Raw genomic sequence first — 24,965 nt, 5'->3', positions numbered from 1 at the left:
CTCCCACCGGCGCGTCGATGCCGAGCGCGCCGTGCGCTGGTTTGGCCGCAGCACCGGCGTGCGCACCGGCATCCTGCGCATCCCGGGTATCTACGCGCCCGACCGCGAGAACGGCACGCCGCGCGGCCGCCTGGAGCGCGGCACGCCCGTGCTGCGCCGCGAGGACGACGTCTACACCAGCCACATCCACGCCGACGACCTCGCACGTGCCTGCGTGGCGGCGCTGTTCCGCGGCAAGCCCCAGCGCGTGGTGCATGCGTCGGACGACACCGAGCTGCGCATGGGCGACTACTTCGACCTGGCCGCCGACCTCTACGGCATGCCCCGCCCGCCGCGCGTGGCGCGTGGCGAGGCCGAGCGGCAATTGCCGCTGCAACTGCTGAGCTTCATGGGCGAATCGCGCCGGCTCGACAACACGCGGCTCAAGCGCGAGCTGCGCGTGCGGCTCGCGCATCCGACGGTGCACACCGGCCTGCAGCCCGCAGACGCCTGAAGGGACGCACCCGTGAACAAACAGAGCGTTCGCATCCCCGACGGCCATCCGACCTTCGGCTCGACCGCCGTCTTCGACACCTTCAAGTACGCGCCCGGCGTCAAGGCCGGCGGCCTGCTGTTCGTGGCGGGGCAGGTCGGCCTGCGTGCCGACGGCAGCGTGCCCGAGAGCGCCGCGGAACAGGCCGACTGGGCCTTCCGGCGGCTGGGCGTGGTGCTCGAAAGCGCGGGGCTCGGCTTCGCCGACCTGGTGGAGATCGTGAGCTACCACGTCGACGTCGAGCACGAGCTGGCGGGCTTTCGCGAGGTGAAGGATCGCTACATCACCGAGGATTTCCCGGCGTGGACGATCCTGGGTGTGGCGGCGCTGGCGCGGCCGGCGCTGCGGGTGGAGATTCGCGCCGTGGCGGCGTTGAAGACCGTGCAGGCGGGCTGACACCGAAGCGGAGGCCCAGGGGCCGGGCGTACCATGGCGGCACAGGTTCCAGATCGAACCGATCGAAGCGAAGCGGACGAAACGAATGCCCCAAACGATTGAAGCGTTGCTTGCCGATCAAGGCGCACAGGCTGTCCTCGCCTACCTGAACGCGCGCGTGCCGCATCGGTACACCGGGATCTACAGGATCCGCTCCGACCTGGTCACGAGCCTCTACCTGCACGACAAGCAAGGCGAGCTGATCCCCGAGAACATCGCCGTCGTGCCCTTCGAGGCGAGCATCTGTCCCTTTGTCTTGCGCGACGGGTGGTTCCGCACCGACGACTCGAGCGTGGACGAGCGCTTTGCCACGCATCCCGGGCGGGGCTACACCATCAGCTACCACGGCGTTCCGCTGTTGAACCCCTCGGGCGCGGTCGCCGGCACCTTGTGCCACTTCAACTTCACGGCCGTGCCACTGCCGGACGACGAGTTCGAGCTGCTGCACCAGGCCGCCTTGTCGCTGCAGGTGAAGCTCGCCGACGTGCTTGGCTAGGGCGGGGCGCTGCCCGGCCTGGAAGGCCCCGAGGCAAAGAAAAACCCGCTGCGCCAGTGAAGCGAGCGGGTTTCTTGATGTGGGGGTGAGACGGTGTCGTCTCGTGGTGCCCGGGGCCGGAATCGAACCGGCACACCTTTCGGTGGGGGATTTTGAGTCCCCTGCGTCTACCAATTTCACCACCCGGGCACATCCGGAAGGAAGCCCAAAATTATGGCACAGTGGCTGGCATGAATTATCCGACGATCGAAGACGCCATCGGCAAGACCCCCCTGGTTGCCCTGCAACGCATCCACGCCGCGGAAAACGCCAAGCGCGGCAACGTGATACTGGGCAAGCTCGAAGGCAACAACCCGGCGGGCTCGGTCAAGGACCGGCCGGCGCTGTCGATGATCAAGCGGGCCGAGGAGCGCGGTGAAATCAAGCCCGGCGACACGCTGATCGAGGCCACCTCGGGCAACACCGGCATCGCGCTGGCGATGGCCGCGGCCATCAAGGGCTACCGCATGGTGCTGATCATGCCGGAGGACCTCTCGGTGGAACGCGCCCAGACCATGAAGGCCTTCGGCGCCGAGCTGGTGCTCACGCCCAAGAGCGGCGGCATGGAATACGCGCGTGACCTGGCCGAGCAGATGGTCGCCCAGGGCAAGGGCCGCGTGCTCGACCAGTTCGCCAACCCCGACAACCCGCGCATCCACTACGAGACCACCGGCCCCGAGATCTGGACCGACACGCAGGGCAAGATCACCCACTTCGTGAGCGCCATGGGCACCACGGGCACCATCACCGGCGTCTCGCGCTACCTGAAGGAGAAGAACCCGGCGGTGCGCATCGTCGGTGCGCAGCCGGCCGAAGGCTCGCGCATTCCGGGCATTCGCAAGTGGCCGGTCGAGTACCTGCCGAAGATCTACGACCCGAGCCGCGTCGACGAGGAAATCAGCGTGAGCCAGGACGACGCCGAGGAGATGTGCCGGCGCCTGGCGCGCGAAGAGGGCATCTTCGGCGGCATCTCGGCAGCCGGCGCGCTGTGGGCGGCCATCGAGGTGTCGAAGAAGGTCGAGAACGCCACCATCGTGTTCGTGGTCTGCGACCGCGGCGACCGCTACTTGTCGACGGGCGTTTTCCCCGCCTGATCCCTTCACACTGCGGCGGCGCCTTCATCGGGCGCCGCACGCCCGCGAAAAAGAACAGAGACTCCCCATGCCCCACCCCAAGTTCTGCCAGGCCTGCGCCACCCCGCTCGAATGGATCGCGTTGATGGAAGACGGCGGTCCCAAGGAGCGCCTGCGCTGCCCCAACTGCGGCCACACGCACTGGAACAACCCCACGCCCGTGCTCGCGGCCATCGTCGAGTACCGCGGCCAGGTGCTGCTGGCGCGCAATGCGGCCTGGCCGGGCAAGATGTTTGCGCTCATCACCGGCTTCATGGAAGCCGGCGAGACGCCCGAGGAGGGCATCGCGCGCGAGGTCAAGGAAGAGACCAACCTGGACGTCAGCGCCGCCAAGCTTGTCGGGGCCTACGACTTCCAGCGCATGAACCAGATCATCATCGCGTACCACGTGGTGGCCGATGGCGAGGTGAAGCTCTCGCCCGAGCTGGTGGACTACCGCCTCTACGACCTGCCCGACCTGCGGTGCTGGCCCGCCGGCACCGGCTATGCGCTGGCCGACTGGCTGCGCACGCGCGGCCACGAGCCGGTGTTCTTCACGGCGGCGGAAAACGAAGAGCGTCGCCGCGGCCTGAACCTGCCGCCGGAGCCTGGCAATGCAAGTTGACCGCGAAATCGACACGCGCGGCCTCAACTGCCCGCTGCCGATCCTGAAGGCGAAAAAATCGCTCAACGACATGGCGAGCGGCCAGCTGCTGAAGGTGGTGTCGACCGACCCGGGCTCGGTGCGCGACTTCCAGGCCTTTGCGCGCCAGACCGGCAACGAACTGGTGGCGCAGGAGACCGTGGGCAGCGACTTCATCCACGTGCTGAAGCGGCGCTAGCGTCGGCAACCGACCAAAGAAAAAGGGGCCTCGCGGCCCCTTTTGTTTTCAGCGCTTTGCAGCGCCCTCAGAGCTTCAGGCTCTTGAGGTATTCGCGGAACTGCGCGCCCACTTCGGGGTGCGCCAGCGCCAGTTCCACCGACGCCTGCAGGAAGCCTTCCTTGCTGCCGCAGTCGTAGCGGATGCCCTTGTACGAGTAGGCGTAGACCGATTCCTTCTTCATCAGCGCCGCGATGCCGTCGGTCAACTGGATCTCGCCGCCCGCGCCCTTGGGCTGGTTGCGGATCTCGTCGAACACACCGGGCGTGAGGATGTAGCGGCCGGCCACACCGAGGCGCGAGGGCGCGTCTTCGGGCTTGGGCTTCTCGACCATGCGGTTGACCTTCACGAGGCCGTCTTCCACGGTCTCGCCGGCCACGATGCCGTAGCGCTTGACGTGCTCCAGCGGCACTTCCTGCACGGCCAGCACCGAGGCGCCCAGGCGCGCGAAGACTTCGGTCATCTGCGCCAGCACCGGCTGGCCACCGACAGGGCCGACCATCAGGTCGTCCGCCAGCAGCACGGCGAAGGGCTCGTTGCCCACCAGGTGCTCGGCGCACAGCACGGCGTGGCCCAGGCCCAGCATGCGCGGCTGGCGCACGTACGAGCAGGTCATGTCGTCGGGCGACACCGAACGGGCGATTTCAAGGAGTGCGTCCTTGCCGCTGGCTTCGAGCTGGCTTTCGAGCTCGTAGGCGGTGTCGTAGTGGTCTTCGATCGCGCGCTTGTTGCGCCCGGTCACAAAAATCATGTCGCGGATGCCCGCGGCATAGGCTTCTTCGACGGCGTACTGGATCAGCGGCTTGTCGACGACTGGCAGCATCTCCTTCGGCTGGGCCTTGGTGGCCGGCAGAAAGCGGGTGCCGAAGCCTGCAACAGGGAATACGGCCTTGCGGATGCGCGTCGGGGAAGAAGTGGACATGGGCGGTTCAGTGTCGTTGGATGCAGGAAAAAGGAGAGGGATGAGGGGGGTTACGGCGCGAAGCCGATGACCAAATCCTAGTCCCCCACCCGGGCCGCGTCTGTCAGCCGAGGCGCACAAGCTGGCCGCGCAGGCGCTCCAGCGTGGCGGTGAAATCGGCCAGACGCGTGCGCTCCTGTTCGATCACGGCGGGCGGCGCCTTGGCCACGAAGGCCTCGTTGCCGAGTTTGCCGTGCACCTTGGCGATCTCGCCCTCGATGCGTGCAATTTCCTTGCCGATGCGCAGCTTCTCGGCTGCCTTGTCGATCTCCATGTGCAGGCACAGGCGCGTCGTGCCCACCACCGCTACGGGCGCGGCTTCGGCGGCGGCCTGCCACGAGGCCTCGTCGTCGAACACCTTCACTTCCTTGAGCTTGGCCAGCGCCTGCAGCACCGGGGCCGCGTCGCGCAGGAAGGCCGCGCCCTCGGCGTCGTCGGCCACCGCGTACAGCGGCAGGCGCGTGGCGGGCGACACGTTCATCTCGCCGCGCAGCGTGCGGCAGGCATCGACCAGCGCCTTCAGGCGCGCCACGTGCGCCTCGGCGGCTTCGTCGATCTTCTCGGGCTGGCTCTGCGGATAGGCCGCGATCATGATCGACGCGCCTTCGCGGCCCGCGACCTTCGACACCTTCTGCCAGAGCTCTTCGGTGATGAACGGAATGATCGGGTGCGCCAGGCGCAGCAGTGCCTCGAGCACGCGGATCAGCGTGCGGCGTGTGCCGCGCTTTTGCGCGTCGTCGCCGGTCTGGATCTGCACCTTGGCGATTTCGAGGTACCAGTCGCAGAACTCGTCCCAGGCGAACTGGTAGATCGCGTTGGCCACGTTGTCCAAGCGGTATTCCTCGAAGCCCTTGGCCACTTCGGCCTCGACGCGCTGCAGCTGCGAGACGATCCAGAAGTCGGCGCGGCTGAACTTCAGGTAGCCGTGCGCCTTGCCGCCGACCTGGCAGTCTTCCTTGGTGTGCTCCAGCAGGCCGCAGTCCTGGCCTTCGCAGTTCATCAGCACGAAGCGCGTGGCGTTCCACAGCTTGTTGCAGAAGTTGCGATAGCCCTCGCAGCGCTTCGAGTCGAAGTTGATGCTGCGGCCCAGCGAGGCCAGCGAAGCGAAAGTGAAGCGCAGCGCATCGGCGCCGAAGGCCGGAATGCCGTCCGGGAATTCCTTCTGCGTGTTCTTGCGCACCGCCGGTGCGGTCTCGGGCTTGCGCAGGCCCTGCGTGCGCTTGTCGAGCAGCGCGGGCAACTCGATGCCGTCGATCAGGTCGACCGGGTCGAGCACGTTGCCTTCCGACTTGCTCATCTTCTTGCCCTGCGCGTCGCGCACCAGGCCGTGGATGTACACGTCCTTGAACGGCACCGTGCCCATGAAGTGCTTGGTCATCATGATCATCCGGGCGACCCAGAAGAAGATGATGTCGTAGCCCGTCACGAGCACGGTCGAGGGCAGGTACAGCGCCAGGTCCTGCGTCTTCTCGGGCCAGCCCAACGAAGAGAAGGGCACCAGCGCCGACGAGTACCAGGTGTCGAGCACGTCTTCGTCGCGCGTGAGCGTCTTGCCCGGTGCCTTGGCCTGCGCCTCGGCTTCGGTCTCGGCCACGTACACCTTGCCGTCTTCGTCGTACCAGGCGGGAATCTGATGGCCCCACCAGAGCTGGCGCGAAATGGTCCAGTCCTGGATGTTCTCCATCCAGTGGTTGTAGGTGTTGACCCAGTTCTCGGGCACGAAGCGCACCTCGCCCGACTTCACCACGTCGATGGCCTTCTGCGCGATCGACTGGCCGTCGGCGCCGGGGCGCGTCATGGCCACGTACCACTGGTCGGTGAGCATGGGCTCGACCACGGCGCCCGAGCGCGCGCAGCGCGGCACCATGAGGCGGTGCTTCTTCACCTCGACCAGCAGGCCCAGCGCCTCGAGGTCGGCCACGATGGCCTTGCGCGCCACGAAGCGGTCCATGCCGCGGTACTTTTCAGGCGCGTTGTCGTTGATGGTCGCGTCCAGCGTCAGGATGCCGATCACCTCGAGCTTGTGGCGCTGGCCCACGGCATAGTCGTTGTAGTCGTGCGCGGGCGTCACCTTGACCACGCCGGTGCCGAATTCCTTGTCGACGTAGTCGTCGGCAATGATGGGAATCAGCCGGTCCACCAGCGGCAGCTTCACGCGCTGGCCGATCAGGTGCTTGTAGCGCTCGTCTTCGGGGTGGACCATCACGGCCGTGTCGCCGAGCATGGTTTCGGGGCGCGTGGTGGCCACCGTGAGCGTGCCGCTGCCGTCTTCCAGCGGGTAGGCGATGTGCCAGAGCGAGCCGTCTTCTTCTTCGCTCTCGACTTCGAGGTCGCTCACCGAGGTCTTGAGCACCGGGTCCCAGTTGCCCAGGCGCTTGCCGCGGTAGATCAGGCCTTCTTCATACAGCTTCACGAAGGTGTGCGTGACCACCTTCGAGAGGTCGTCGTCCATCGTGAAGTATTCGCGGCTCCAGTCGACCGTGTCGCCCATGCGGCGCATCTGCTCGGTGATGGTGCTGCCCGACTTTTCCTTCCACTCCCACACGCGCGCCACGAAATTCTTGCGGCCCAGGTCATGGCGGCTGACCTTCTGCTCCTGCAGCTGGCGCTCCACCACGATCTGGGTGGCGATGCCCGCGTGGTCGGTGCCCGGCACCCACAGCGTGTTGGCGCCCTTCATGCGGTGGTAGCGCGTGAGGCTGTCCATGATCGTCTGGTTGAACGCATGGCCCATGTGCAGCGTGCCCGTGACGTTGGGCGGCGGCAGCTGGATCGCGAACGACTCGGCGCCTTCCTTGGGCTGCTGCGTGCCGCGGAAGCCCGCCTTGGCGTAGCCGCGCTGCTCCCATTCCGGGCCCCAGTGCGCCTCGATGGCGGCGGGTTCGAACGATTTGGACAGGCTCTCGAGGCCGGGCTGGGAGGTAGGTTCGCTCATGGGGAATGCAAAACGGCACCCTCGGGTGCCGTTGGTGACAGGGTGGGATTGCCCGGGATTTTACCGGGGCGGCCCGGGGAAACCCCAGCCCCACATAATCGACTGATGCTGTTCCTGCTTTCCCCCGCGAAGTCGCTCGACTACGACACCCCCGTCCCCTCCGAAACCCCCGCCACCCAACCCCATTTCGAAGCCCCGCGCGGCCCCTCGGTCGAACTCATCAAGCTCTTGCGCGAGAAGTCGCCCCAGGACATCGCCGAGCTGATGCACCTGTCGGACAAGCTCTCGGCCCTCAACGTGGCCCGCTACGCCGCCTGGTCGTCCAAGAGCACCGACAAGAACGCCCGCCAGGCCGCCTTCGCCTTCGACGGCGACGTCTACGGCGGCTTCGACGCCCGCAGCCTCACGCCCGCCCAGCTCGCCTGGGCGCAGGACCATGTGGGCATCCTCAGCGGCCTGTACGGCCTGCTGCGCCCGCTGGACCGCCTGCAGCCCTACCGGCTCGAAATGGGCACCGCGCTGGCCAACCGCCACGGCAAGGACCTGTACGCCTTCTGGGGCTCGCGCATCGCCGAGCACCTGAACGAGCGCCTGGCGGCCGACCGCACGCCGGTCGTCGTCAACGTCGCCTCGCAGGAGTACTTCAAGTCGGTCGACCAGAAAGTGCTCAAGGCGCGCGTGGTCGAATGCGTGTTCCAGGAGTGGAAGGGCGACAAGTACAAGATCGTGAGCTTCTTCGCCAAGCGCGCCCGCGGCCTGCTGGCGCGCTGGGCCGTGCTGCACCAGGCGGCCACGCCCAAGGCGCTGGAAAAATTCGACCTCGAGGGTTATGGTTTCGACGCAAGCGTGTCGACAGCCGAAAGGCTGGTGTTCAGAAGAAAGCTAGCATGACCCCCAGGCTGCGCGCACTTCGTGTCGCTTCGCCAACCCCCTTCCAGGGGGCAACACCAGCGGCCCGGCAAAGCCGGTTCCGCGGTGTTTCTGGCGAAGAACTGCGTGGAGTCATGTGTTGCGGGTCTCATTGCAGAGTGGAGGAGCACTGACATGTCCCAAGCGATCAGTCCGGAATTGCGCGAATGGCTGGTGGCCCAGCTCGCGGCCGGCCATTCGGTGCCCGCGTTGCGCATGTCGATGCGGGCGGCCGGCTGGCAGGATGCCGCCACCGACCTCGCGCTGGCCCAGCTGGAGGCCGGGTTCCCCGATGTCGAGGCGGCCCTGGCGCCGGCGCGCACCGAGATGCCCGGCCCCGACCTCGACGGTGCGCCGCTGTACATCGAGGCCGGCGACCGCCGCGTGCAGGTGCTGCAGACCGTGCGGCACCCGCGCGTCGTGGTGTTCGGCAACCTGCTGTCGGTCGAGGAATGCGAAGGCCTGATCGCCGCCGCGCGCGTGCGGCTGGCCCGCTCGCTCACCGTCGAGACCCGCACCGGCGGCGAGGTGCTCAACGTCGACCGCACCAGCGACGGCATGTTCTTCGAGCGCGGCGAGAACGAGATCGTCGCGCGCCTCGAACAGCGCCTGGCCATGCTGCTGCGCTGGCCGCTCGAGTACGGCGAGGGCCTGCAGATCCTGCGCTACGCGCCCGGCGCGCAGTACCGCCCGCACTACGACTACTTCGACCCGCACGAACCCGGCACGCCCACCATCCTCAAACGCGGCGGCCAGCGCGTGGCCACGCTCGTGATGTACCTGCAGGAGCCCGAACAGGGCGGCGCCACCACCTTCCCCGACATCGGGCTCGAAGTGGCCCCGGTGCGCGGCACCGGCGTGTTCTTCAGCTACGACCGGCCCGACCCCGCCACCCGCACGCTGCACGGCGGCGCGCCGGTGCTCGCGGGCGAGAAATGGGTCGCCACCAAGTGGCTGCGCGAACGCGAGTTCAAGTAAAAAGAAAAACAGGGAACCGATGAAAGTCACCGCCAACGGCCTGCAGATCGAAGTCGACGACACCGGCGGCGAAGGGCGTCCCGTCATCCTGCTGATCATGGGGCTGGGCATGCAGCTGGTCGCGTGGCCCGATGCGTTCGTGCAGCAGCTGGTCGATGCGGGCTTTCGCGTGGTGCGCCACGACAACCGCGACATCGGCCTGAGCCAGGGCTTCGACCACCTCGGCACCGGCAACCTCGTGTGGGAAACCATCCGCCACCGCATCGGCCTGAAGGTGCGCAGCGCCTACACGCTGCAGGACATGGCGCTCGATTCGCTCGGCGTGCTCGACGCGCTGGGCATTGCCCGTGCCCACATCGTCGGCGCCTCGATGGGCGGCATGATCGCGCAGCGCATCGCCGCCACCGCGCCCGAGCGCACCGCCAGCCTCGTGAGCATCATGAGCTCCAGCGGCGCGCGCGGCCTGCCGGGCCCGCGCCGCGAGGTCGGGGCCATGCTCATGCGGCGCCCGCGCAGCCACGACGAGGCCGCGCTGGTCGCGCACAGCATCAAGCTGCTGCGGCTCATCCAGAGCCCGGCCTACCCGCAGACCGACGAGCAACTGGCCGCGCGCCTCACCTTCAGCATGCGCCGCGCCTACCATCCGGCCGGCCTGATGCGCCAGATGCTCGCCATCGGCGCCGACGACGACCGCCCGCAGGTGCTGGCGCGCATCCAGCGTCCGACGCTGGTGCTGCACGGCGACGCCGACGCGCTCGTGCCCATCGCCTGCGGCCGCGATTCGGCGCAGCGCATTCCGGGTGCGACCTTCATCGCCGTGCCCGGCATGGGCCACGACCTGCCGCCCGAGGTCTGCACGATCCTCGCCCACCACATCGCTCCGTTCGCACACGCGGCGGATGCCGGAACCGCCTCATGAGCCACGACCCCACCAACCCCAACACCCCCGAACAGTCGCAGCTCGGCCGCGCCTCGGCTTACGCCGACAAGTACGACCCGTCGCTGCTGTTCCCCATCGCACGCACCACGCAGCGCGAAGCCATGGGCATCCAGGCCGGCGCCTTGCCCTTCTTCGGCGCCGACCTCTGGACCGCCTTCGAGCTGAGCTGGCTGAACCCGCGCGGCAAGCCGCAGGTGGCCATCGCGCACTTCACCATTCCCTGCGAAACGCCCAACATCATCGAGAGCAAGTCGTTCAAGCTGTACCTCAACAGCTTCAACAACAGCACCTTCGCCAGCATCGATGCCGTGCGCGAGCACCTGCGCACCGACCTCTCCGAAGCCGCATGGCGCGGCAGCGACCAGTCGGCCGGCATCGGCGTGAAGCTGCTCACGCCCGACCTCTTCGACCGCGAGCCCGTGCACGAGATCGACGGCCTGGACCTCGACCGCCTCGACATCGAATGCACCCACTACCAGCCCGCGCCCGAGCTGCTGAGCAGCGACACGACGCAGGTGCACGTGAACGAAACCCTCACCAGCCGGCTGCTCAAGAGCAACTGCCTCGTCACCGGCCAGCCCGACTGGGGCAGCGTGCAGATCCGCTACAGCGGCCCGCCCATCGACCAGGCCGGCCTGCTGGCGTACATCGTGAGCTTTCGCAACCACAACGAGTTCCACGAACCCTGCGCCGAGCGCATGTTCACGGACATCTGGCGCCAGTGCCAGCCGACCAAGCTCGCGGTGTATGCGCGCTACACGCGGCGCGGCGGGCTGGACATCAACCCGTTCCGCACGAGCTGGCCGCAGGCGCTGCCGGCGAACATCCGCACGGCGCGGCAGTAGACGCAACCGAGCCGGCGAGCCCTCGTGAATCTTGTTCGGCTCGAACAGCAGCTGCTCGTTGTCAGCCAGTCGGTTGGCGTGGTCAGCTACGACTTCAACTTTGAACTGAATTTCGCCTGCGACCATCCGTATCTCCTGGATGCCGAGGAGCCATGCGTGCTTCGCGTGGGACCAATCGAAGATTACGCCGCGGTGTATGCCGAGAAAGTCGCCATGGGGCTGCGACCGGTCAACTCACCGCAGGAGCATGCGCTCGCCAGTGAGCTCGACAGCTGGTACCCCCTCATCGAGGAGTTCACGCCGCGAACGGTTGTCTTCGATGCGCTGCCCGATGCGGCGCAGATCGAGGCCCTGTTCACATGGCCGGTCTTCATGAAGGGCGCAAGGCAGACCAGCAAGCACAACCCGGATCTTGCGGTGATCCAGAGTCGAGCGCACTACGAAGTTGCCGCGAGCAGGTACCGCGACGACGCGATCCTTCATTGGCAGAAGCCCGTTATCAGGGAGTTCGTTCCTCTGGTGCCGGTTGCCGGGCACGTGCCCGGCAAGGTCGTGCCCTCTGCGGAATACCGATCGTTCTGGTGGAACGGCGAGTGTGTCGGGTGGGGCCGTTATTGGCACCAGGTGGCGCCCTATGAGCTTGCGGACGCCCGCGTGGGGCTGGCCTTGGCGCAGCAGGCGGCCGCTCGGCTGAAAGTGCCGTTCCTGGTGGTGGACTTTGCCAAGGCCAGGGACGGCCGCTGGATCATCATCGAATGCAACGACGCTCAGGAATCGGGGTACGCCGGCGCAAACCCGCTCCTGCTCTGGCGGGAAATCCTGGCGCGCGCGAGGTCATGACCCCGTCTGCCTGAAGCCCCTCTTCGGAAACCCCAAACCCGCGCCTGCCTCGCCTGTGGCATTCTGAAATTCCCCCGCGAGTTCGCGGGCGAACGAACATCCGAAGCAGAGGCAAGACACATGGTTGAAGGCAAAGTGATCGTCGTCACCGGCGCGGGCGGCGGCATCGGGCGCGACATTGCGCTCGCGATGGCGCGGCATGGCGCGAAGGTGGTGGTCAACGACATCGGCGCGGGGCTCGACGGCGCCGGCGGCAGTGCCGGGCCGGCGCAGCAGGTGGTCGAGGAGATCCGCGCGGCAGGTGGCGAGGCTGTGCCCAACACCGACAGCGTGGCCGATGCCGCGAGCGCGGGGCGCATCGTGGAATGTGCGGTCGACAGCTTCGGGCGCATCGACGCGGTGGTGAATAACGCGGGCATCCTGCGCGACCGGTTCTTTCACAAGATGTCGGTCGACGAGTGGGATGCGGTGATCAAGGTGCACCTGTACGGCGCCTACTTCGTGAGCCGCGCGGCCGCGACGCACTTCAAGGAACAGAATTCGGGCGCGCTGGTGCACATGACCTCCACCTCGGGCCTGATCGGCAACTTCGGCCAGGCCAACTACGCGGCGGCCAAGCTCGGCATCGCGGCGCTGTCGAAGTCCATCGCGCTGGACATGCTCAAGTTCAACGTGCGCTCCAACTGCATTGCGCCCTTCGCCTGGAGCCGCATGATCGGCGCCATTCCCACCGACACCGACGAGCAGCGCGCCCGCGTCGACAAGATCAAGCAGATGACGCCCGCCAAGGTGGCGCCGCTCGCGGTGTACCTGGCGAGCGATGCGGCGGCGGCCGTGAACGGGCAGATCTTCTCGGTGCGCAACAACGAGATCTCGCTCATCAGCCAGCCGCGCCCGGTGCGCTCCATCCACCGCTCGGAAGGCTGGACGCCCGAGAGCATCGCCGAGCACGCCATGCCCGCGATGCGCGCCAGTTTCTTCCCGCTGGACCGCTCGGCCGACGTGTTCAGCTGGGACCCGGTCTGAGAAGGTTTGAACGAACCCGCCATGTCCGGATTCATTCACACCTTCTGAGGACAAACCCGCAAGCGGCCGCAGGCGACGCCGTTCGCCGGACAATGCGCGTTCCTCCCGCTTCCTTCGTGCCCGCCCGGTGAATCTGCACTTCGACCTGTTCGACCTGAAACTGTTCGTCTACGTGGCGGACGCGCGCAGCCTCACGCGCGGCGCCGAGAAGGCCTGCATCTCGCTGGCCGCCGCGTCCACGCGCATCAAGCAGATGGAAGAAGCGGTGGGCGGCAAGCTGCTGCACCGCAGCGCGCAGGGCGTGAGCCTCACGGCCGCGGGGCAGGCGGTGCTGTACCACGCCAAGCGCGTGATGCAGCAGATGGAGCACCTGCGCTGCGACATGCAGGACTTCGGCAAGGGCATCAAGGGCCATGTGCGCGTGTTCGCCAACACCACCTCGATCACCGAGTACCTGCCGCAAAAACTTGCGGGCTTTCTCACGCAGCACCCGGCCGTGCAGGTCGATCTGCGCGAATACCTGAGCGAAGAAATCGTGCGCGCCGTGGCCGACGGCGAGGCCGACATCGGCATCCTCGCGGGCGACGTGCACACCGGCGAATTCGATGCGCGCCCGTTCGGGCGCAACCACCTCGTGCTGGTCGTGCCGGCCACGCACCACCTCGCGGGTGCGCCCTCGGTGGCCTTTGTCGACACGCTCGAGGAGCAGCACGTGGGTCTGCACCACGGCAGCGCCATCCATCGCTTCCTGCAGCGCCGCGCCGAACTCGCGGGGCGCGGCTTCAACCCGCGCATTCAAGTCAGCAGCTTCGAGGCCATCTGCCTGATGATCGAAGCGGGCGTGGGTGTCGGCGTGCTGCCGTCGTCGTCGGCGCAGCGGCTGTCGATGGCGATGCGGATCGCCACGGTGCCACTGAGCGACGCATGGGCCGAACGCGAACTCAAGCTCATCGCGCGCGACCGCGAGCAACTGCCGGCGTCGGCGCGCGAGCTGTTCGATCACCTCGTTGCGCCCTGAAGGCGCATCCCGCATGTCCGCCGACCTGAAATCGCTGCGCCTGTTCGTGGCCGTGTCCGACCACGGCAGCATCAGCGAAGGCGCCAAGCGCTGTCACATCGCGCTCGCGGCTGCGAGCAAACGCATCTCCGATCTCGAAGCGCGCGCGCGGTTGCCGCTGCTGGTGCGCCATGCGCGCGGCGTCACGCTCACCTCGGCCGGCCATGGGCTTCTCCTGCATGCGCGCGCCGTGCTCTCGGCCATGGACCGGCTGGGCGCCGAGCTCGATGATTTCCAGAACGGCGTGGCGGGCGTGGTCAGCATCACGGCCAACGCCTCGACCATCGCGCAGTTCCTTCCGGCGCAGATCGGCTCGTTCCTGCGCCTGCACCCGGTGCTCAAGATTGACCTGCAGGAGCGCGCCAGCACCGAGGTGGTGAAGGCCGTGCAGGCCGGACTGGCTGATATCGGCGTGATCGAGGGCCAGACGCCGGCCGACGGTCTCGAATGCCTGCCATACCGCACCGACGAGCTGGCCGTGGTGGTCGCGCGCGACCACCCGCTGGCGCGCCGCAAGCGCATCGATGTGCAGGAGGTGCTGCGCCACGACCATATCGTGGTGCGCGAAGGCACGGCGCTGCACCGCGTGCTGCTCGCGGCCGCGCTCGAGGCCCAGGTGCCGCTCAAGGTGCGCATGCAGGTGGGCAGCTTCGACATGGTCTGCCGCATGGTGGAGCAGGGCGTGGGCATCGGCGTGTTGCCCTATGCGGCCATCCTGCCGCAGCTGCAGATCCTCAAGCTGCGCTGCCTCAAGCTCGACGCGCCCTGGGCGCTGCGGCGCCACCTGCTGTGCGTGCGCCGCCAGCAGGAGCTCACGGCCGCCGCGCGCTCGGTGCTCGAACACCTCGGCCGGCCCGACTGAGGTCATCGGGGCAGCGAGCCTTCGCGCCGCGCGAAGGCTCGAACTCGCCAAAAACGAATTGTTCTCCTGCGGCCCTCGCGCAAAGATGCGTGCACACCAAAGGAGACACCCTTGAAGATCATCCGCGTCAGCGCCACGCCGCTGAACATCCCCGTGACCATCGACGTGGTCGGCCTGAACAAGCAGACCTCGCTGTCGCTGTGCCTCACCGAGATCGAGACCGACACCGGCCTCGTCGGCCACGGCATGACCGCCATCACCGAAGAAGAAATCATCGCCGCCGCCGTGCGCGAAGTGGCCGGCCCCGCGCTGATCGGCGAAGACCCGATGGCCACCGAGCGCCTGTGGGAGAAGCTCTACTGGCTGCTCTCGCCGCGCGGCCAGACCGGCTATGCGAGCCACACCATCGCCGCGCTCGACATCGCGCTGTGGGACCTCAAGGGCAAGGCATTGGGCCAGCCGCTGTGGCGCCTGTTCGGCGGCGCGCGCGCCAAGGTGCCGGTGTACGCCACCTTCGGCTTCGGCTTCTTCGAGCGCGACCAGCTCGCCGCCGCCGCCAGGCTGTGGGTGTCGCAGGGCTTCCAGCGCCTGAAGATGACCGTCGGCAACCACGCCCTCGCGCGCCGCGACGAGCCGCGCCCGCTCGACGAGGTCATTGCCGAAGACGTGCGCCGCGTGGCCGCCGTGCGCGAGGCGGTGGGCCCCGACGTCAAGCTGTACGTCGACGCCAACTGCGGCCTCGACCTGTTCCACGCCACCGAACTCGCGCACCGCATCGAGCCCTACGGCATCAGCTTCTTCGAGGAGCCGCTCACGCAGAACGACGTGCGCCAGATGGCCCAGCTGCGCGCGCGCACGCGCATTCCGCTGGCCTGCGGGCAGAACGAGGGCCTGGCCTTCCGCTTTCGCGACCTGCTGGTGAACCAGGCGGCCGACGTGCTGCAGCCCAACGTGACCATCTCGGGCGGCTATTCGCAGTGCCTGAAGATCGCGGGCATGGCCGCCGCCTTCAACGTGCCGATCGACAACGGCGGCGCCTGGCCCTTCCACAACATGCACCTGCATGCGGGCGTGTCCAACGGCGGGCTGGTCGAGTACCACTACGTCGCGGTGCAGATGCTCAAGCAGATCTTCGACGGCCTGCCCGTGCCCGACCAGGGCTGGCTCACGCTGCCCGAGGCGCCGGGCTTGGGCTTCACGCCCAACGCCGAGCGCGTGCGCGAACTCGCGAAGCTGCCGACCTCGCACGGGAAAGGCAAGGCCTGAGCGCCACCCGACGACACTTCCGACCACGACCAGGCCGCGCAGACGGCCGGCGCATCCCGACCACCACGGAGACAAGATGAACGACAGAAGAACAGACGCCATGCAGCCCTCGCGCCGGCATGCCCTGCAGGCCACGCTGGCCCTGGCCGGCCTGCTGGCCGCCGCACCCGCCGCGTGGGCGCAGAAGTTTCCCGACAAGCCCATCCGCATCGTCGTCGGCTACTCGGCCGGCGGCGGCGTCGACGCGGTCGCGCGCATGCTCAGCGCGCGCCTGCCCGCGGTGCTGGGCCAGCAGGTGCTGGTCGAAAACCGCACCGGCGCCACCGGCCTCATCGCGGCCGACCTCGTCGCCAAGGCGCCGCCCGACGGCTACACGCTGATGATGGGCGACAGCGCCTTGCTCATCGCCAAGCTGCTGCAGCCGAAGATCGCGATCGATCCGCTGACCAGCTTCAAGCCCGTGGCCGGTGCCTTCGTGTCGCCGCTGATGATCGTCGCGGGCAACGACTTTCCCGCGAAGACGCCCGCCGAACTCGTCAAGGAACTCAAGGCGCATCCGGGCCGTTACTCCTACGCGTCGTCGGGCGTGGGCACCGTGCAGCACCTGGGCTTCGAGATGCTCAAGCAATCCACCGGCGCGTTCGTGGTGCATGTGCCGTACCGCGGTGCTGCGCAGATCGTGCCCGACGTCGTCGGCGGCCAGGTGCCGCTGGGCGTGGTGAGCGCCACGGCTGCCATGGCGCAGTCGAAGGCCGGCAAGCTGCGCGCGCTGGCGCTGCTGAACAACGCGAAGCTCGAAGGCGCCGAAGGCGTGGCACCGCTGGCCGAGGCGCTGCCGGGCTTCGACGTGGCGCCGCGCATCTTCCTGCTCGCGCCGGCGGGCACACCCAACGACGTGGTCGACAAGCTCTCGGCCGCCGTGAAGACCGTGCTCGACATGCCCGAGACGGGCACGGCCGCCGCCGCGCAAGGCACGCTGCGCGCCTACGCCACGCCGGCCCAGTTGGGCAAGGACATGGCGGAAGAAACGACGCGATGGAAACGCATCATCACGGACCAGCGCATCGTGGCGGAGGGGAACTGAGGTGACACAGCAGCCCCATCTCGGCCTCATCGTTCCTCCCGTAGCCGGCGCCGTGCCGGTCGACGGCCCGCTGCTCTACGGCGACCGCATCCGCTTCAGTGCCAAGGGTCTGGGCCTGGGCGAAATCTCCACGCGCGGCTACACCGAGGTGATCGATTCGGTCATCGGCAAGGCGCTGGAACTCAAGGCGGAGGGCGTCAGTGCCGTCTCCCTCATGGGCACCTCGCTGAGCTTCTTTCGCGGCGTCGCCTTCACCCGCCAGCTGAAGCGCGAGATGGAACAGGCCACGGGCCTGCCCTGCACGACGATGAGCGACGCCATCCTCTCGGGCCTGCGCCATTTGAAGGTGCGGCGCGTGGCCGTCGCCACCGCCTACATCGACGAGGTCAACACGCAGCTGCGGACCTACCTCGAACAGAGCGACTTCGAACCGCTCGCACTCGAAGGCCTGGCCATCTCCGACGTGCAGGCCGTGGGCCAGGTGTCGACCGAGGTGCTGGTCGACCTGTGCCTGAAGGTGTTCGAAGACCAGCCCGGCGCCGACGGCCTCCTGATCTCGTGCGGCGGCCTCGTCACGCTCGATGCCGTGCGCGAGGTCGAGGCGCGCTTGCAGGTGCCCGTGGTGTCCAGCTCGCCCGCGGGCTTCTGGGACCTCGTGCGCACCGCCGGGCTCGATGCGCGCTCGCCGGGGCAGGGGCGGCTGTTCGGCTGAACCCCGCCTTTCCTTGCGTGCGCGAAGGCCCGGTCAGCCGGCCTTCGGCAGGTACTGCTCCACCAGGCTCGCCCAGTAGGCGGCACCGACCGGCAGCAGATGGTCGTTGAAGTCGTAGTGAGGGTTGTGCACGCTGCAGCCGCCTTCGCGGATGTGCGTGCCGTTGCCGATGAAGAAATAGCACCCCGGCACCTCTTCGAGCATGAAGGCGAAATCTTCGCTGGCCATCACGGGCGGCCCGGTCTCGACCATGCCCTGCGGGCCCACGAGGTTGCGTGCCACCGTGCGCGCGAACGCGGTCTCGGAAGGCGTGTTGACCAGCACCGGGTAGCCGCGCTGGTAGTCCACCTCGGCTTCCAGTCCGAAGCTCTGGGCCTGGGCATGCACCAGGGCGCGGATGCGGGCTTCGGCCAGGTCGCGTGCGTCGCGGTCCAGCGCGCGCACCGTGAGCTTCAGCAGCGCCGTCTCCGGAATCACGTTGCTGGCCGTGCCGGCCTGCAGCACGCCCACCGTGACCACCACCGCATGCAGCGGGTCGGTGTTGCGTGACACCACCGTCTGCAGCGCCATCACGATGCTGGCGGCGGCGACCGTGGGGTCGGTCGCCAGATGCGGCATGGCGCCGTGGCCGCCGCGGCCGGTGAGCGTGATGACCACCGTGTCGCCCGAGGCCATCTGCGCGCCTTCGCGGAACAACAGCTGGCCTGCCGGCAGGCCGGGCATGTTGTGCATGGCGAACACCGCGTCGCAGGGATAGCGCGTGAACAGGCCCTCCTGCATCATGCGCGAGGCGCCGTTCAGGCCCTCTTCGGCCGGCTGGAAGATCAGGTTCAGCGTGCCGTCGAAGCGTCGCTGCTCGGCGATGTACTGCGCCGCGAACAGCAGCATCGTGGTGTGGCCGTCGTGCCCGCAGGCGTGCATCACGCCGGGCCGCTGGCTGGCGTGCGGAATCTGCGCAAGCTCGGTCATCGGCAGCGCATCCATCTCCGCGCGGATGCCCAGGCGGCGCGGGCTGTCGCCCAGCTTCAGCTGGGCGACGAAGCCGGTGCCGCCGATGCCGCGGTCCACCTGGTAGCCCCAGGCTTCGAGCCGGTCGGCGACCAGCGCGCTTGTCTGGAACTCCTCGAAGCCCAGTTCGGGGTGGCGATGGATCTGGCGGCGCACGGCGGTGTAGGCGCCGGCGTGCGCCTCGGCCCAGTCGCGCACCTCGCGGGTGTCGTGTGGCGTGTCGGTCATTGGGGTTGCAGGTTGATGCGTTTGGCCAGGGCCTGGAAGCGCGCGGCCTCGGCCGCGAACTGCTTCGCCGATTCGTCGAGCGTGCGCGCAGCGGCCGGCATGGAGCCGGTCGACAGGATCGCCTGTTGCACCTCGGGCTGTTCCAGCGTGGTCGTCAGTGCCTGGTGCAGGCAGACGGCCGTGGCGTCCGGCGTTTCCTTGCGCACCATCAGGCCGGCCCAGGTGCTGTACTCGAAGTCCTTGAGCAGCCTGCCTTCGGCAAAGGCCGGGGCTTCGGGGGCGAACTTCTCGCGGCGCGGCCCGACCCAGCCGAGGATCTTCAGGCGTCCCTGGTCGGCCAGCCCGCGGTACATCGTGGCCCACGGCATCATCGTGAAGTCCACGAGGCCCGCGCCCATGTCCTGCAGCAGCGGCGCGCCGCCCTTGTAGGGAACGTGCAGCATGGCGGCGCCCACGCGCGTCGACAGGTCTTCGCCCGCGAAGTGGTACAGCGAGCCGTATCCCACGCTGCCGTAACTCAGCGGCTTGCCGCCGGGCGTGCGGGCGAGGGTGATCAGCTCGTCGATGGACTGCGCCGGCAGGTCCTTGCGCGCCAGCAGCACCATCGGGTTGAACGTCACGGGGCCGAGCAGGCGGAACTGGTCGTGGCGCAGCTTCACGGCGGCATTGGCGAGCGGCGTGAGGATCACTTCATTGGGCGACCCCAGGAACACCATGTGGCCGTCGGCCGGTGCCGCCAGCACCTTCTGCGCCGCGATCGCACCGCCGGCGCCGCCGAGGTTCTCGACCAGCACCGGCTGGCCCAGCTGCTTCGACAGCGACAGGTGGATGGAGCGCGCGATCACGTCGGACAGGCCGCCGGCCGGGTAGGGCACCAGCAGCGTGACGGGTCTGGACACGCAGGCCGCGCCGGCGGCAGGGGCCGCCAGCAGGGTGGTGGCGCTGCACAGGGCGAGCAGCGAGGCTTTCAGGCAGAAGCGGATCAAGGCAGACACCTCATGACAGGACAGGGCAGGACGGGACAGGAAGGATCGAACGGTCGGCGGATCGTAGGTTTGCCCGTCGCCTGCCACAATGTTTGATCCAGCCAATCGATGTGCTGTTTCAGCCAGGAGTCCCGCCGGTGGTTCACTTCGATCTGTTGCTCCCAGAGGGCGGCGCACCCGGTGCGCTGTGGTCCGCCGTCGACGTGCTGCGCGAGCTCAATGCCCTGGCGCGCGTGCGTGCGCCGCGCGACGCCTTGCCGGCCGCGAGCTGGCGTCTGCTCGGTGCCGACGGCCGCGCGCACCGCTGGCATGCGCAGACCTGCATCAACGAAGACGAGCGCCGCCATGCGCGCCGTCCGCAGCCGGGGCCGCGCGTGCTGCTGCTGGCGCCCCTGGTGATGCAGTCCATCCCGGCGCTGCAGAAGCTGGTGCGGCGCAATGCCGCCAGCGTCGAGCTGGTGCGCCGGCGCTTCGAGGCGGGTAGCCTGATCGGTGCCTGCGGCACGGGCATCTGGCTGCTGGCGCAGGCGGACTGCATCCTGAGCGCGCCGATCCCCTGGCTCTACCAGTCGGGTTTCGAGAAGTACTTTCCCGGGGTGCGCATGGAAGCCAGGGAGCCGATCGTGGCGGAGCGCGGCTGCGTCTGCGCGGTGGCGCCGTCGCTGCTGCATGCGCTGGTGCTGCACCTGGCGCGCTACGCGGGCCTGGCCGACCTGGCGCACGCGGGTGCCGAGAAGCTGTTGCTCAACACCGAGCGGCAGGCCTTGTCGGCCGCGATGACGGGGACGCAGGTGATGGGCCAGGCGCGCGACACACCGCTGTACCTGGCCCAGGCGTGGATGCAGGCCCATGCAGCTCAACCCCTGCGGCTGGCCGATGCCGCGGCGGCAGCGTCGGTGAGCGAGCGCACGTTGACGCGCCTGTTCCACCAGCATTCGGGCATGACGCCCCTGAAGTACCTGCAGGGACTGCGCGTGCAGCGCGCGCAGATGTGGCTCGAAGGCACCTTCCGTTCGGTGGACGAGATCGCGCGCGATTGCGGCTACGGCGACACCAGCGCGTTCTGCCGCATGTTCGCGCGCGCCACCGGCACCAGCCCGCAGCGCTACCGCGACCGCTACACCTTTCGCGGCCCGCGCGCGCGTTGGCGCCTGCAGGAGACCTCGCTGCCCGAGGCGTGAGCGGGCGCGCCGTGGTTCAGGCGGCGGAGGAGGTCGCCTGCAGCCAGCGCCCCACGCGGGCCGTGCCGGCCAGCTGCCAGACGCGCTCGCACAGCGCCTTCGCTTCGTCGGCCGTCGCGCCTTCGCCGTAGTGCGCCAGGCGCTGCATCTTGTCCTCGATCTCGGCGCGGCTCAGGCTGTTGCCGGGGTCGCCCTTGGGCTCGTCGACGCGGCCGGCCAGCGTGCGGCCATCGGCGGTGTGCACGCTGACCTTGCCGATCCAGCGCGCGGGGTAGGCGGTGTCGACCTCGTCGTCCAGCGCCATCGTCACCTTCTCGCGGAAGGCCGAGACCTCGGGCGAGAGAAAGTCGCGGTCGAACTCGCCCAGGCCCGCGCGGCCGTGCACGGCGATCAGGCCCAGCACCGTGCCCATCGAGAATTTGCCCTGGTGCACCGTGGCGGGCACCGTCACGCGCCCCAGCACGTCGATGGCGCCCTGGTGCACGTGGGTCGTGACCTGGGACACGTCTGTCGGCTTGAGCTGGTTCTGTTCCATCACTTGCAGCAGCGCGTCGGCGGCCGGGTGCGTGTGGCGGCAGGAGGCGTGGTACTTGAACGAGGTCTCGGCCAGCGTCCAGCGCGTGCCCAGGCCGTCGGTGAGCTTGGCCGGATCGGCGTCGCTCGACATGCCCACGCCCAGCCCCTGCGCGCCTTCGAGGATCTTCGCCGCGCCCGTGAAGCCGTCCTGCGCGAGGTAGGCCGACATCAACCCGCTGGCCGCCGCGTGCGCGCAGTGCAGCTGCTTCGAGTCGGCCGCGTCGCGCAAAAATTCCCACACACCGGCCGACTGCGTGCCGGCCGAGCCGAAGGCATGCAGCATCTGCTGCGGCGACAACTCGAGCAGCCGGCCCACCGCCGCAGCGGCCGCGAGCGTGCCCGCCGTCGCCGTGGTGTGGAAGGTGCGGTAGTGCGACCGGCCGAGAAACTCGCCGACGCGGATGCCCACCTCGTAGCCCGCGACCACGGCCGTCAGCAGCTGCGCGCCGCTGGCACCGACGCTTTGTGCCACTGCGAGCGCGGGCGCGATGACCACGGCGGCCGGGTGGAACACCGAGCCGTTGTGCACGTCGTCCTGCTCCACGTAGTGCGAAGCCGCTGCGTTGACCATCGCCGCGAACAGCGGCGAGCTGGTGCGCCGCGAGGTGAGGATTTCGCTCGGGCCTTCAGCGGGGCCCATCATTTGCGCGAAGCGCTCGATGCTGCGTATCGGCCTCGCGGTGCGGGCCGCGAGCACGGAGCCGAGCCAGTCGAGGATCAGGTCCTCGGTGCGGCGCAGCACGGGCGCGGGAATGTCGGTGAACTTCAGCTCGGCCGCAAAGGTCGCGAGCACCTTGCTGGGGTGATCGATGGCGTTCATGTGCAGTCCTTCAGAACGAGCGGGGCAGGCCGAGCATGTGTTCGGCGACGTAGCTCAGGATGAGGTTGGTCGAGATCGGCGCCACCTGGTACAGCCGCGTCTCGCGGAACTTGCGCTCGATGTCGTATTCGCACGCAAAGCCGAAGCCGCCGTGGAACTGCAGGCAGGCGTTGGCCGCCTCCCAGCTCGCCTTGGCCGCGAGGTACTTCGCCATGTTGGCCTGCGCGCCGCAGGGCTGGCGCGCGTCGAACAGGCGGCAGGCCTCGTAGCGCATCAGGTTCGCGGCCTCGGTCTCGATGAAGGCTTCGGCAATCGGGAACTGCACACCCTGATTCTGCCCGATGGGGCGGCCGAACACCACGCGGTCCTTCGTGTAGGCCGTCACCTTGTCGATGAACCAGTAGCCGTCGCCGATGCACTCGGCCGCGATCAGCGTGCGCTCGGCATTCAGGCCATCGAGGATGTACTTGAAGCCCTGGCCTTCCTCGCCGATGAGGTTCTCGGCCGGGATCTCGAGGTTCTCGAAGAACAGCTCGTTGGTCTCGTGGTTCACCATGTTGAGAATCGGGCGCACCGTCATGCCCTTGCCGATGGCCTCGCGCAGGTCGACGATGAAGATCGACATGCCTTCCGACTTCTTCTTCACGTCCGCCAGCGGCGTGGTGCGCGCCAGCAGGATCATCAGGTCCGAATGCTGGATGCGCGAGATCCACACCTTCTGTCCGTTGACCACATAACGGTCGCCCTTCTTCACGGCGGTGGTCTTGATCTTCGTGGTGTCGGTGCCGGTGGTCGGCTCGGTCACGCCCATCGACTGCAGGCGCAGCTCACCGCTGGCGATCTTGGGCAGGTACTGGCGCTTCTGCGCCTCGCTGCCGTGGCGCAGCAGCGTGCCCATGTTGTACATCTGGCCGTGGCAGGCGCCCGAGTTGCCGCCGCAGCGGTTGATCTCTTCCATGATCACCGAGGCTTCGGTCAGGCCCAGGCCCGAGCCGCCGTATTCCTGCGGGATCAGCGCGGCCATCCAGCCGGCCTTCGTGAGTGCGTCGACGAACTCGGCGGGGTAGCCGCGCGCCTCGTCGACCTTGCGGAAGTACTCGTTGGGAAACTGCGCGCACAGGTCGCGCACGGCGTCGCGAATGTCGGGGAAACGGTTGTCGGTAGCGATCATCATGTGCTTCAGTCCTGGCGGGGGCCGCCCGCTTCCTTTTCGACGCGTTGCCAGATCTCGATGGCCATCGGGTCGTCGATCTCCTCGAGGATGTGGCCCACCAGGCCGATGGCGCGCGCCATCACGCCGAAGCCGCGGATGATCTTCCACGGAAAGCCGAACTCGGCCGCAATGGCGCCGATGGCGCCCGTGGCGTTGATCGGCAGCGACTTGCCCGACACGCGCTCGGCCTCTTCCTGCACCGCCTGCATCAGCGCGACGTAGTGGCTCGACAGGCCGTTCTCGGCCGCGATCTGGAAAAGGCGCGGCGTGCGCGGGTCGATCGGCTTGTGCAGCGGATGGCCCAGGCCGGGCACGATGATCTTGCGCGCGCGGTGGTCGGCCACGATGTCCTTGGCCATGTCGGCCAGCGGACGGCTCGGCTTCTCGCCGAAGGGGATGGCCTCGTACAGCATCTTCGCGGCGCCTTCCGTGCTGCCCACGAACACGGTGCCCAGCCCGCACAGGCCGGCGGCCACGGCGGCCTGCAGCGCCTCGGGCGCGCCGGCATAGGTGAGCCGCGCGGCCAGCGCGCTGGGTGTCACACCGTGCTCCACCAGCGTGACGACGATGGCGTTGAAGGTCACGGATTCCTGCGGCGTCGGGATGCGGCCCGTCAGCTCCAGGAAGGCCATGTCGCCCAGGTTGAGGTGGCCGAGGATTTCCGAGGGCAGGTCGCGCCCGCGCACGGTGATCTTGTCGGGCGTGCTGTGGCCGAGGTCGGTGTGCAGGGATTTCTTGATCTTTGTCATGGCCGCAAATCTATCCCCGCGCGCGCCCGCAGGCGCTCAGTGATTGCGAAACCCTCCCTTCCGCAATCGCGAATGCCCGCCGGCGAGGTCTTCGGGCACGCTGCGACTCGTCATTGCAACGGAAAAGAAAAAGGCAGACAGCGCGATGGATTCCGACTCACTCCTGGCCGTGCGCGAAGCGGCGCTCGATTACTTCACCCGCAGCGGCGCCACCGCGCGACGCCGCGCCCGCACCGAACACCCGCAGGCCGACGAGGCGCAAGGCTGGGGCGAGATCGCCGCGCTCGGCTGGCC

General features: G+C 68.3%; 25 protein-coding genes and 1 tRNA gene. 18 read left to right on the top strand and 8 right to left on the bottom strand.

Features of this window, described 5'->3' with window-relative positions; genetic code table 11:
• The 3 genes from VBO01S_RS23105 to VBO01S_RS23095 all read left to right on the top strand — a co-directional run.
• Positions 1-493, top strand: a 493-nt coding sequence (locus VBO01S_RS23105) for a Rossmann-fold NAD(P)-binding domain-containing protein (protein ID WP_502688669.1), incomplete at its 5' end; no start/stop codon positions are given.
• 12 nt (positions 494-505) lie between these two features.
• The gene (locus VBO01S_RS23100) at positions 506-928 is read left to right on the top strand and encodes a RidA family protein (protein WP_062479806.1); all 423 of its coding nucleotides are present in this window, start codon (positions 506-508) and stop codon (positions 926-928) included.
• A gap of 85 nt (positions 929-1,013) precedes the next feature.
• Positions 1,014-1,463 carry a GAF domain-containing protein gene (locus VBO01S_RS23095; protein ID WP_157627431.1) on the top strand — a complete coding sequence of 150 codons (450 nt, stop codon included), beginning with the start codon at positions 1,014-1,016 and terminating at the stop codon, positions 1,461-1,463.
• A gap of 104 nt (positions 1,464-1,567) precedes the next feature.
• Here VBO01S_RS23095 and VBO01S_RS23090 read toward each other — a convergent pair.
• Positions 1,568-1,652, bottom strand: a tRNA-Leu gene (locus VBO01S_RS23090).
• Between the two features lie 41 nt (positions 1,653-1,693).
• Here VBO01S_RS23090 and cysM point away from each other — a divergent pair.
• The 3 genes from cysM to VBO01S_RS23075 all read left to right on the top strand — a co-directional run bounded on the left by cysM (position 1,694) and on the right by VBO01S_RS23075 (position 3,456).
• Positions 1,694-2,596: a cysteine synthase CysM gene (gene cysM / locus VBO01S_RS23085; RefSeq protein WP_062479803.1), complete on the top strand. Its 903-nt coding sequence runs from the start codon at positions 1,694-1,696 to the stop codon at positions 2,594-2,596.
• 67 nt (positions 2,597-2,663) lie between these two features.
• Positions 2,664-3,239 carry an NUDIX domain-containing protein gene (locus VBO01S_RS23080; RefSeq protein ID WP_056572274.1) on the top strand — a complete coding sequence of 192 codons (576 nt, stop codon included), beginning with the start codon at positions 2,664-2,666 and terminating at the stop codon, positions 3,237-3,239.
• Positions 3,229-3,456 (top strand): sulfurtransferase TusA family protein, encoded by a 228-nt coding sequence (locus VBO01S_RS23075; RefSeq protein WP_056572272.1) that lies wholly within the window; start codon positions 3,229-3,231, stop codon positions 3,454-3,456. The genes VBO01S_RS23080 and VBO01S_RS23075 overlap by 11 nt, the downstream gene beginning before the upstream one ends.
• A 67-nt stretch (positions 3,457-3,523) precedes the next feature.
• Here VBO01S_RS23075 and galU read toward each other — a convergent pair whose 3' ends face one another.
• Positions 3,524-4,417: a UTP--glucose-1-phosphate uridylyltransferase GalU gene (gene galU / locus VBO01S_RS23070; RefSeq protein WP_062479802.1), complete on the bottom strand. Its 894-nt coding sequence runs from the start codon at positions 4,415-4,417 to the stop codon at positions 3,524-3,526.
• Positions 4,418-4,520: 103 nt separating this feature from the next.
• Positions 4,521-7,391, bottom strand: a complete 2,871-nt coding sequence (locus tag VBO01S_RS23065) for a valine--tRNA ligase (RefSeq protein ID WP_062479800.1) — start codon at positions 7,389-7,391, stop codon at positions 4,521-4,523.
• Positions 7,392-7,496: 105 nt separating this feature from the next.
• Between VBO01S_RS23065 and yaaA the strand changes: the two genes are divergently transcribed.
• From yaaA to VBO01S_RS23010, 11 genes are all read left to right on the top strand, one after another.
• Positions 7,497-8,282, top strand: a complete 786-nt coding sequence (gene yaaA / locus VBO01S_RS23060; protein ID WP_062479798.1) for a peroxide stress protein YaaA — start codon at positions 7,497-7,499, stop codon at positions 8,280-8,282.
• A gap of 153 nt (positions 8,283-8,435) precedes the next feature.
• Positions 8,436-9,278 (top strand): 2OG-Fe(II) oxygenase, encoded by an 843-nt coding sequence (locus VBO01S_RS23055; protein ID WP_062479797.1) that lies wholly within the window; start codon positions 8,436-8,438, stop codon positions 9,276-9,278.
• A 19-nt stretch (positions 9,279-9,297) separates the two neighbouring features.
• The gene (locus VBO01S_RS23050; RefSeq protein ID WP_062479795.1) at positions 9,298-10,197 is read left to right on the top strand and encodes an alpha/beta fold hydrolase; all 900 of its coding nucleotides are present in this window, start codon (positions 9,298-9,300) and stop codon (positions 10,195-10,197) included.
• Positions 10,194-11,063, top strand: a complete 870-nt coding sequence (gene queF / locus VBO01S_RS23045) for an NADPH-dependent 7-cyano-7-deazaguanine reductase QueF (protein ID WP_062479794.1) — start codon at positions 10,194-10,196, stop codon at positions 11,061-11,063. The genes VBO01S_RS23050 and queF overlap by 4 nt, the downstream gene beginning before the upstream one ends.
• A 24-nt stretch (positions 11,064-11,087) precedes the next feature.
• Positions 11,088-11,903, top strand: a complete 816-nt coding sequence (locus VBO01S_RS23040) for an ATP-grasp domain-containing protein (protein ID WP_062479792.1) — start codon at positions 11,088-11,090, stop codon at positions 11,901-11,903.
• Between the two features lie 120 nt (positions 11,904-12,023).
• Positions 12,024-12,929: an SDR family NAD(P)-dependent oxidoreductase gene (locus tag VBO01S_RS23035; protein ID WP_062479791.1), complete on the top strand. Its 906-nt coding sequence runs from the start codon at positions 12,024-12,026 to the stop codon at positions 12,927-12,929.
• 127 nt (positions 12,930-13,056) lie between these two features.
• Positions 13,057-13,947 (top strand): LysR family transcriptional regulator, encoded by an 891-nt coding sequence (locus VBO01S_RS23030; RefSeq protein WP_062479789.1) that lies wholly within the window; start codon positions 13,057-13,059, stop codon positions 13,945-13,947.
• A 13-nt stretch (positions 13,948-13,960) separates the two neighbouring features.
• Positions 13,961-14,848 carry a LysR family transcriptional regulator gene (locus VBO01S_RS23025; protein WP_056572254.1) on the top strand — a complete coding sequence of 296 codons (888 nt, stop codon included), beginning with the start codon at positions 13,961-13,963 and terminating at the stop codon, positions 14,846-14,848.
• 111 nt (positions 14,849-14,959) lie between these two features.
• A complete protein-coding gene (locus VBO01S_RS23020) occupies positions 14,960-16,114 on the top strand; it encodes a mandelate racemase/muconate lactonizing enzyme family protein (RefSeq protein WP_062479787.1) in 1,155 nt (384 codons plus the stop codon).
• A gap of 76 nt (positions 16,115-16,190) precedes the next feature.
• Complete coding sequence (locus VBO01S_RS23015; RefSeq protein WP_062479785.1) at positions 16,191-17,198, top strand: Bug family tripartite tricarboxylate transporter substrate binding protein; 1,008 nt, start codon at positions 16,191-16,193, stop codon at positions 17,196-17,198.
• A 1-nt stretch (position 17,199) separates the two neighbouring features.
• Positions 17,200-17,910, top strand: coding sequence for an arylmalonate decarboxylase (locus tag VBO01S_RS23010; RefSeq protein WP_062479783.1), 711 nt, complete (start codon positions 17,200-17,202; stop codon positions 17,908-17,910).
• Positions 17,911-17,943: 33 nt separating this feature from the next.
• Here the strand turns inward: VBO01S_RS23010 and VBO01S_RS23005 are convergent, their stop codons facing one another.
• Together VBO01S_RS23005 and VBO01S_RS23000 are read right to left on the bottom strand one after the other, a co-directional pair.
• Positions 17,944-19,146 carry a M20 aminoacylase family protein gene (locus VBO01S_RS23005; RefSeq protein ID WP_062479781.1) on the bottom strand — a complete coding sequence of 401 codons (1,203 nt, stop codon included), beginning with the start codon at positions 19,144-19,146 and terminating at the stop codon, positions 17,944-17,946.
• Positions 19,143-20,141, bottom strand: coding sequence for a tripartite tricarboxylate transporter substrate binding protein (locus VBO01S_RS23000; RefSeq protein ID WP_255221179.1), 999 nt, complete (start codon positions 20,139-20,141; stop codon positions 19,143-19,145). Before VBO01S_RS23000 ends, VBO01S_RS23005 begins: the two co-directional genes overlap by 4 nt.
• Before the next feature lie 128 nt (positions 20,142-20,269).
• On the opposite strand from VBO01S_RS23000, the gene VBO01S_RS22995 reads away from it, so the two are divergent.
• Entirely contained in the window at positions 20,270-21,313 is a 1,044-nt protein-coding gene (locus VBO01S_RS22995) for a helix-turn-helix domain-containing protein (RefSeq protein ID WP_062479779.1), read from the top strand.
• 16 nt (positions 21,314-21,329) lie between these two features.
• On the opposite strand, the gene VBO01S_RS22990 is transcribed toward VBO01S_RS22995, so the two are convergent.
• From VBO01S_RS22990 to VBO01S_RS22980, 3 genes are read right to left on the bottom strand one after another with little or no spacing between them, the layout of a single operon-like run.
• Positions 21,330-22,709 (bottom strand): MmgE/PrpD family protein, encoded by a 1,380-nt coding sequence (locus VBO01S_RS22990; RefSeq protein ID WP_062479777.1) that lies wholly within the window; start codon positions 22,707-22,709, stop codon positions 21,330-21,332.
• Between the two features lie 10 nt (positions 22,710-22,719).
• A complete protein-coding gene (locus VBO01S_RS22985; protein WP_062479775.1) occupies positions 22,720-23,883 on the bottom strand; it encodes an acyl-CoA dehydrogenase family protein in 1,164 nt (387 codons plus the stop codon).
• A gap of 5 nt (positions 23,884-23,888) precedes the next feature.
• Complete coding sequence (locus VBO01S_RS22980) at positions 23,889-24,671, bottom strand: citryl-CoA lyase (RefSeq protein WP_062479773.1); 783 nt, start codon at positions 24,669-24,671, stop codon at positions 23,889-23,891.
• Positions 24,672-24,965 lie beyond the last annotated feature (294 nt).

Origin of the sequence: Variovorax boronicumulans NBRC 103145 (assembly GCF_001591345.1) — a bacterium.
GTDB classification, from domain to species: domain Bacteria; phylum Pseudomonadota; class Gammaproteobacteria; order Burkholderiales; family Burkholderiaceae_C; genus Variovorax; species Variovorax boronicumulans.
Note: the sequence above shows the minus strand (reverse complement) of the source record. Positions and strands in the feature narration are given on the sequence as shown.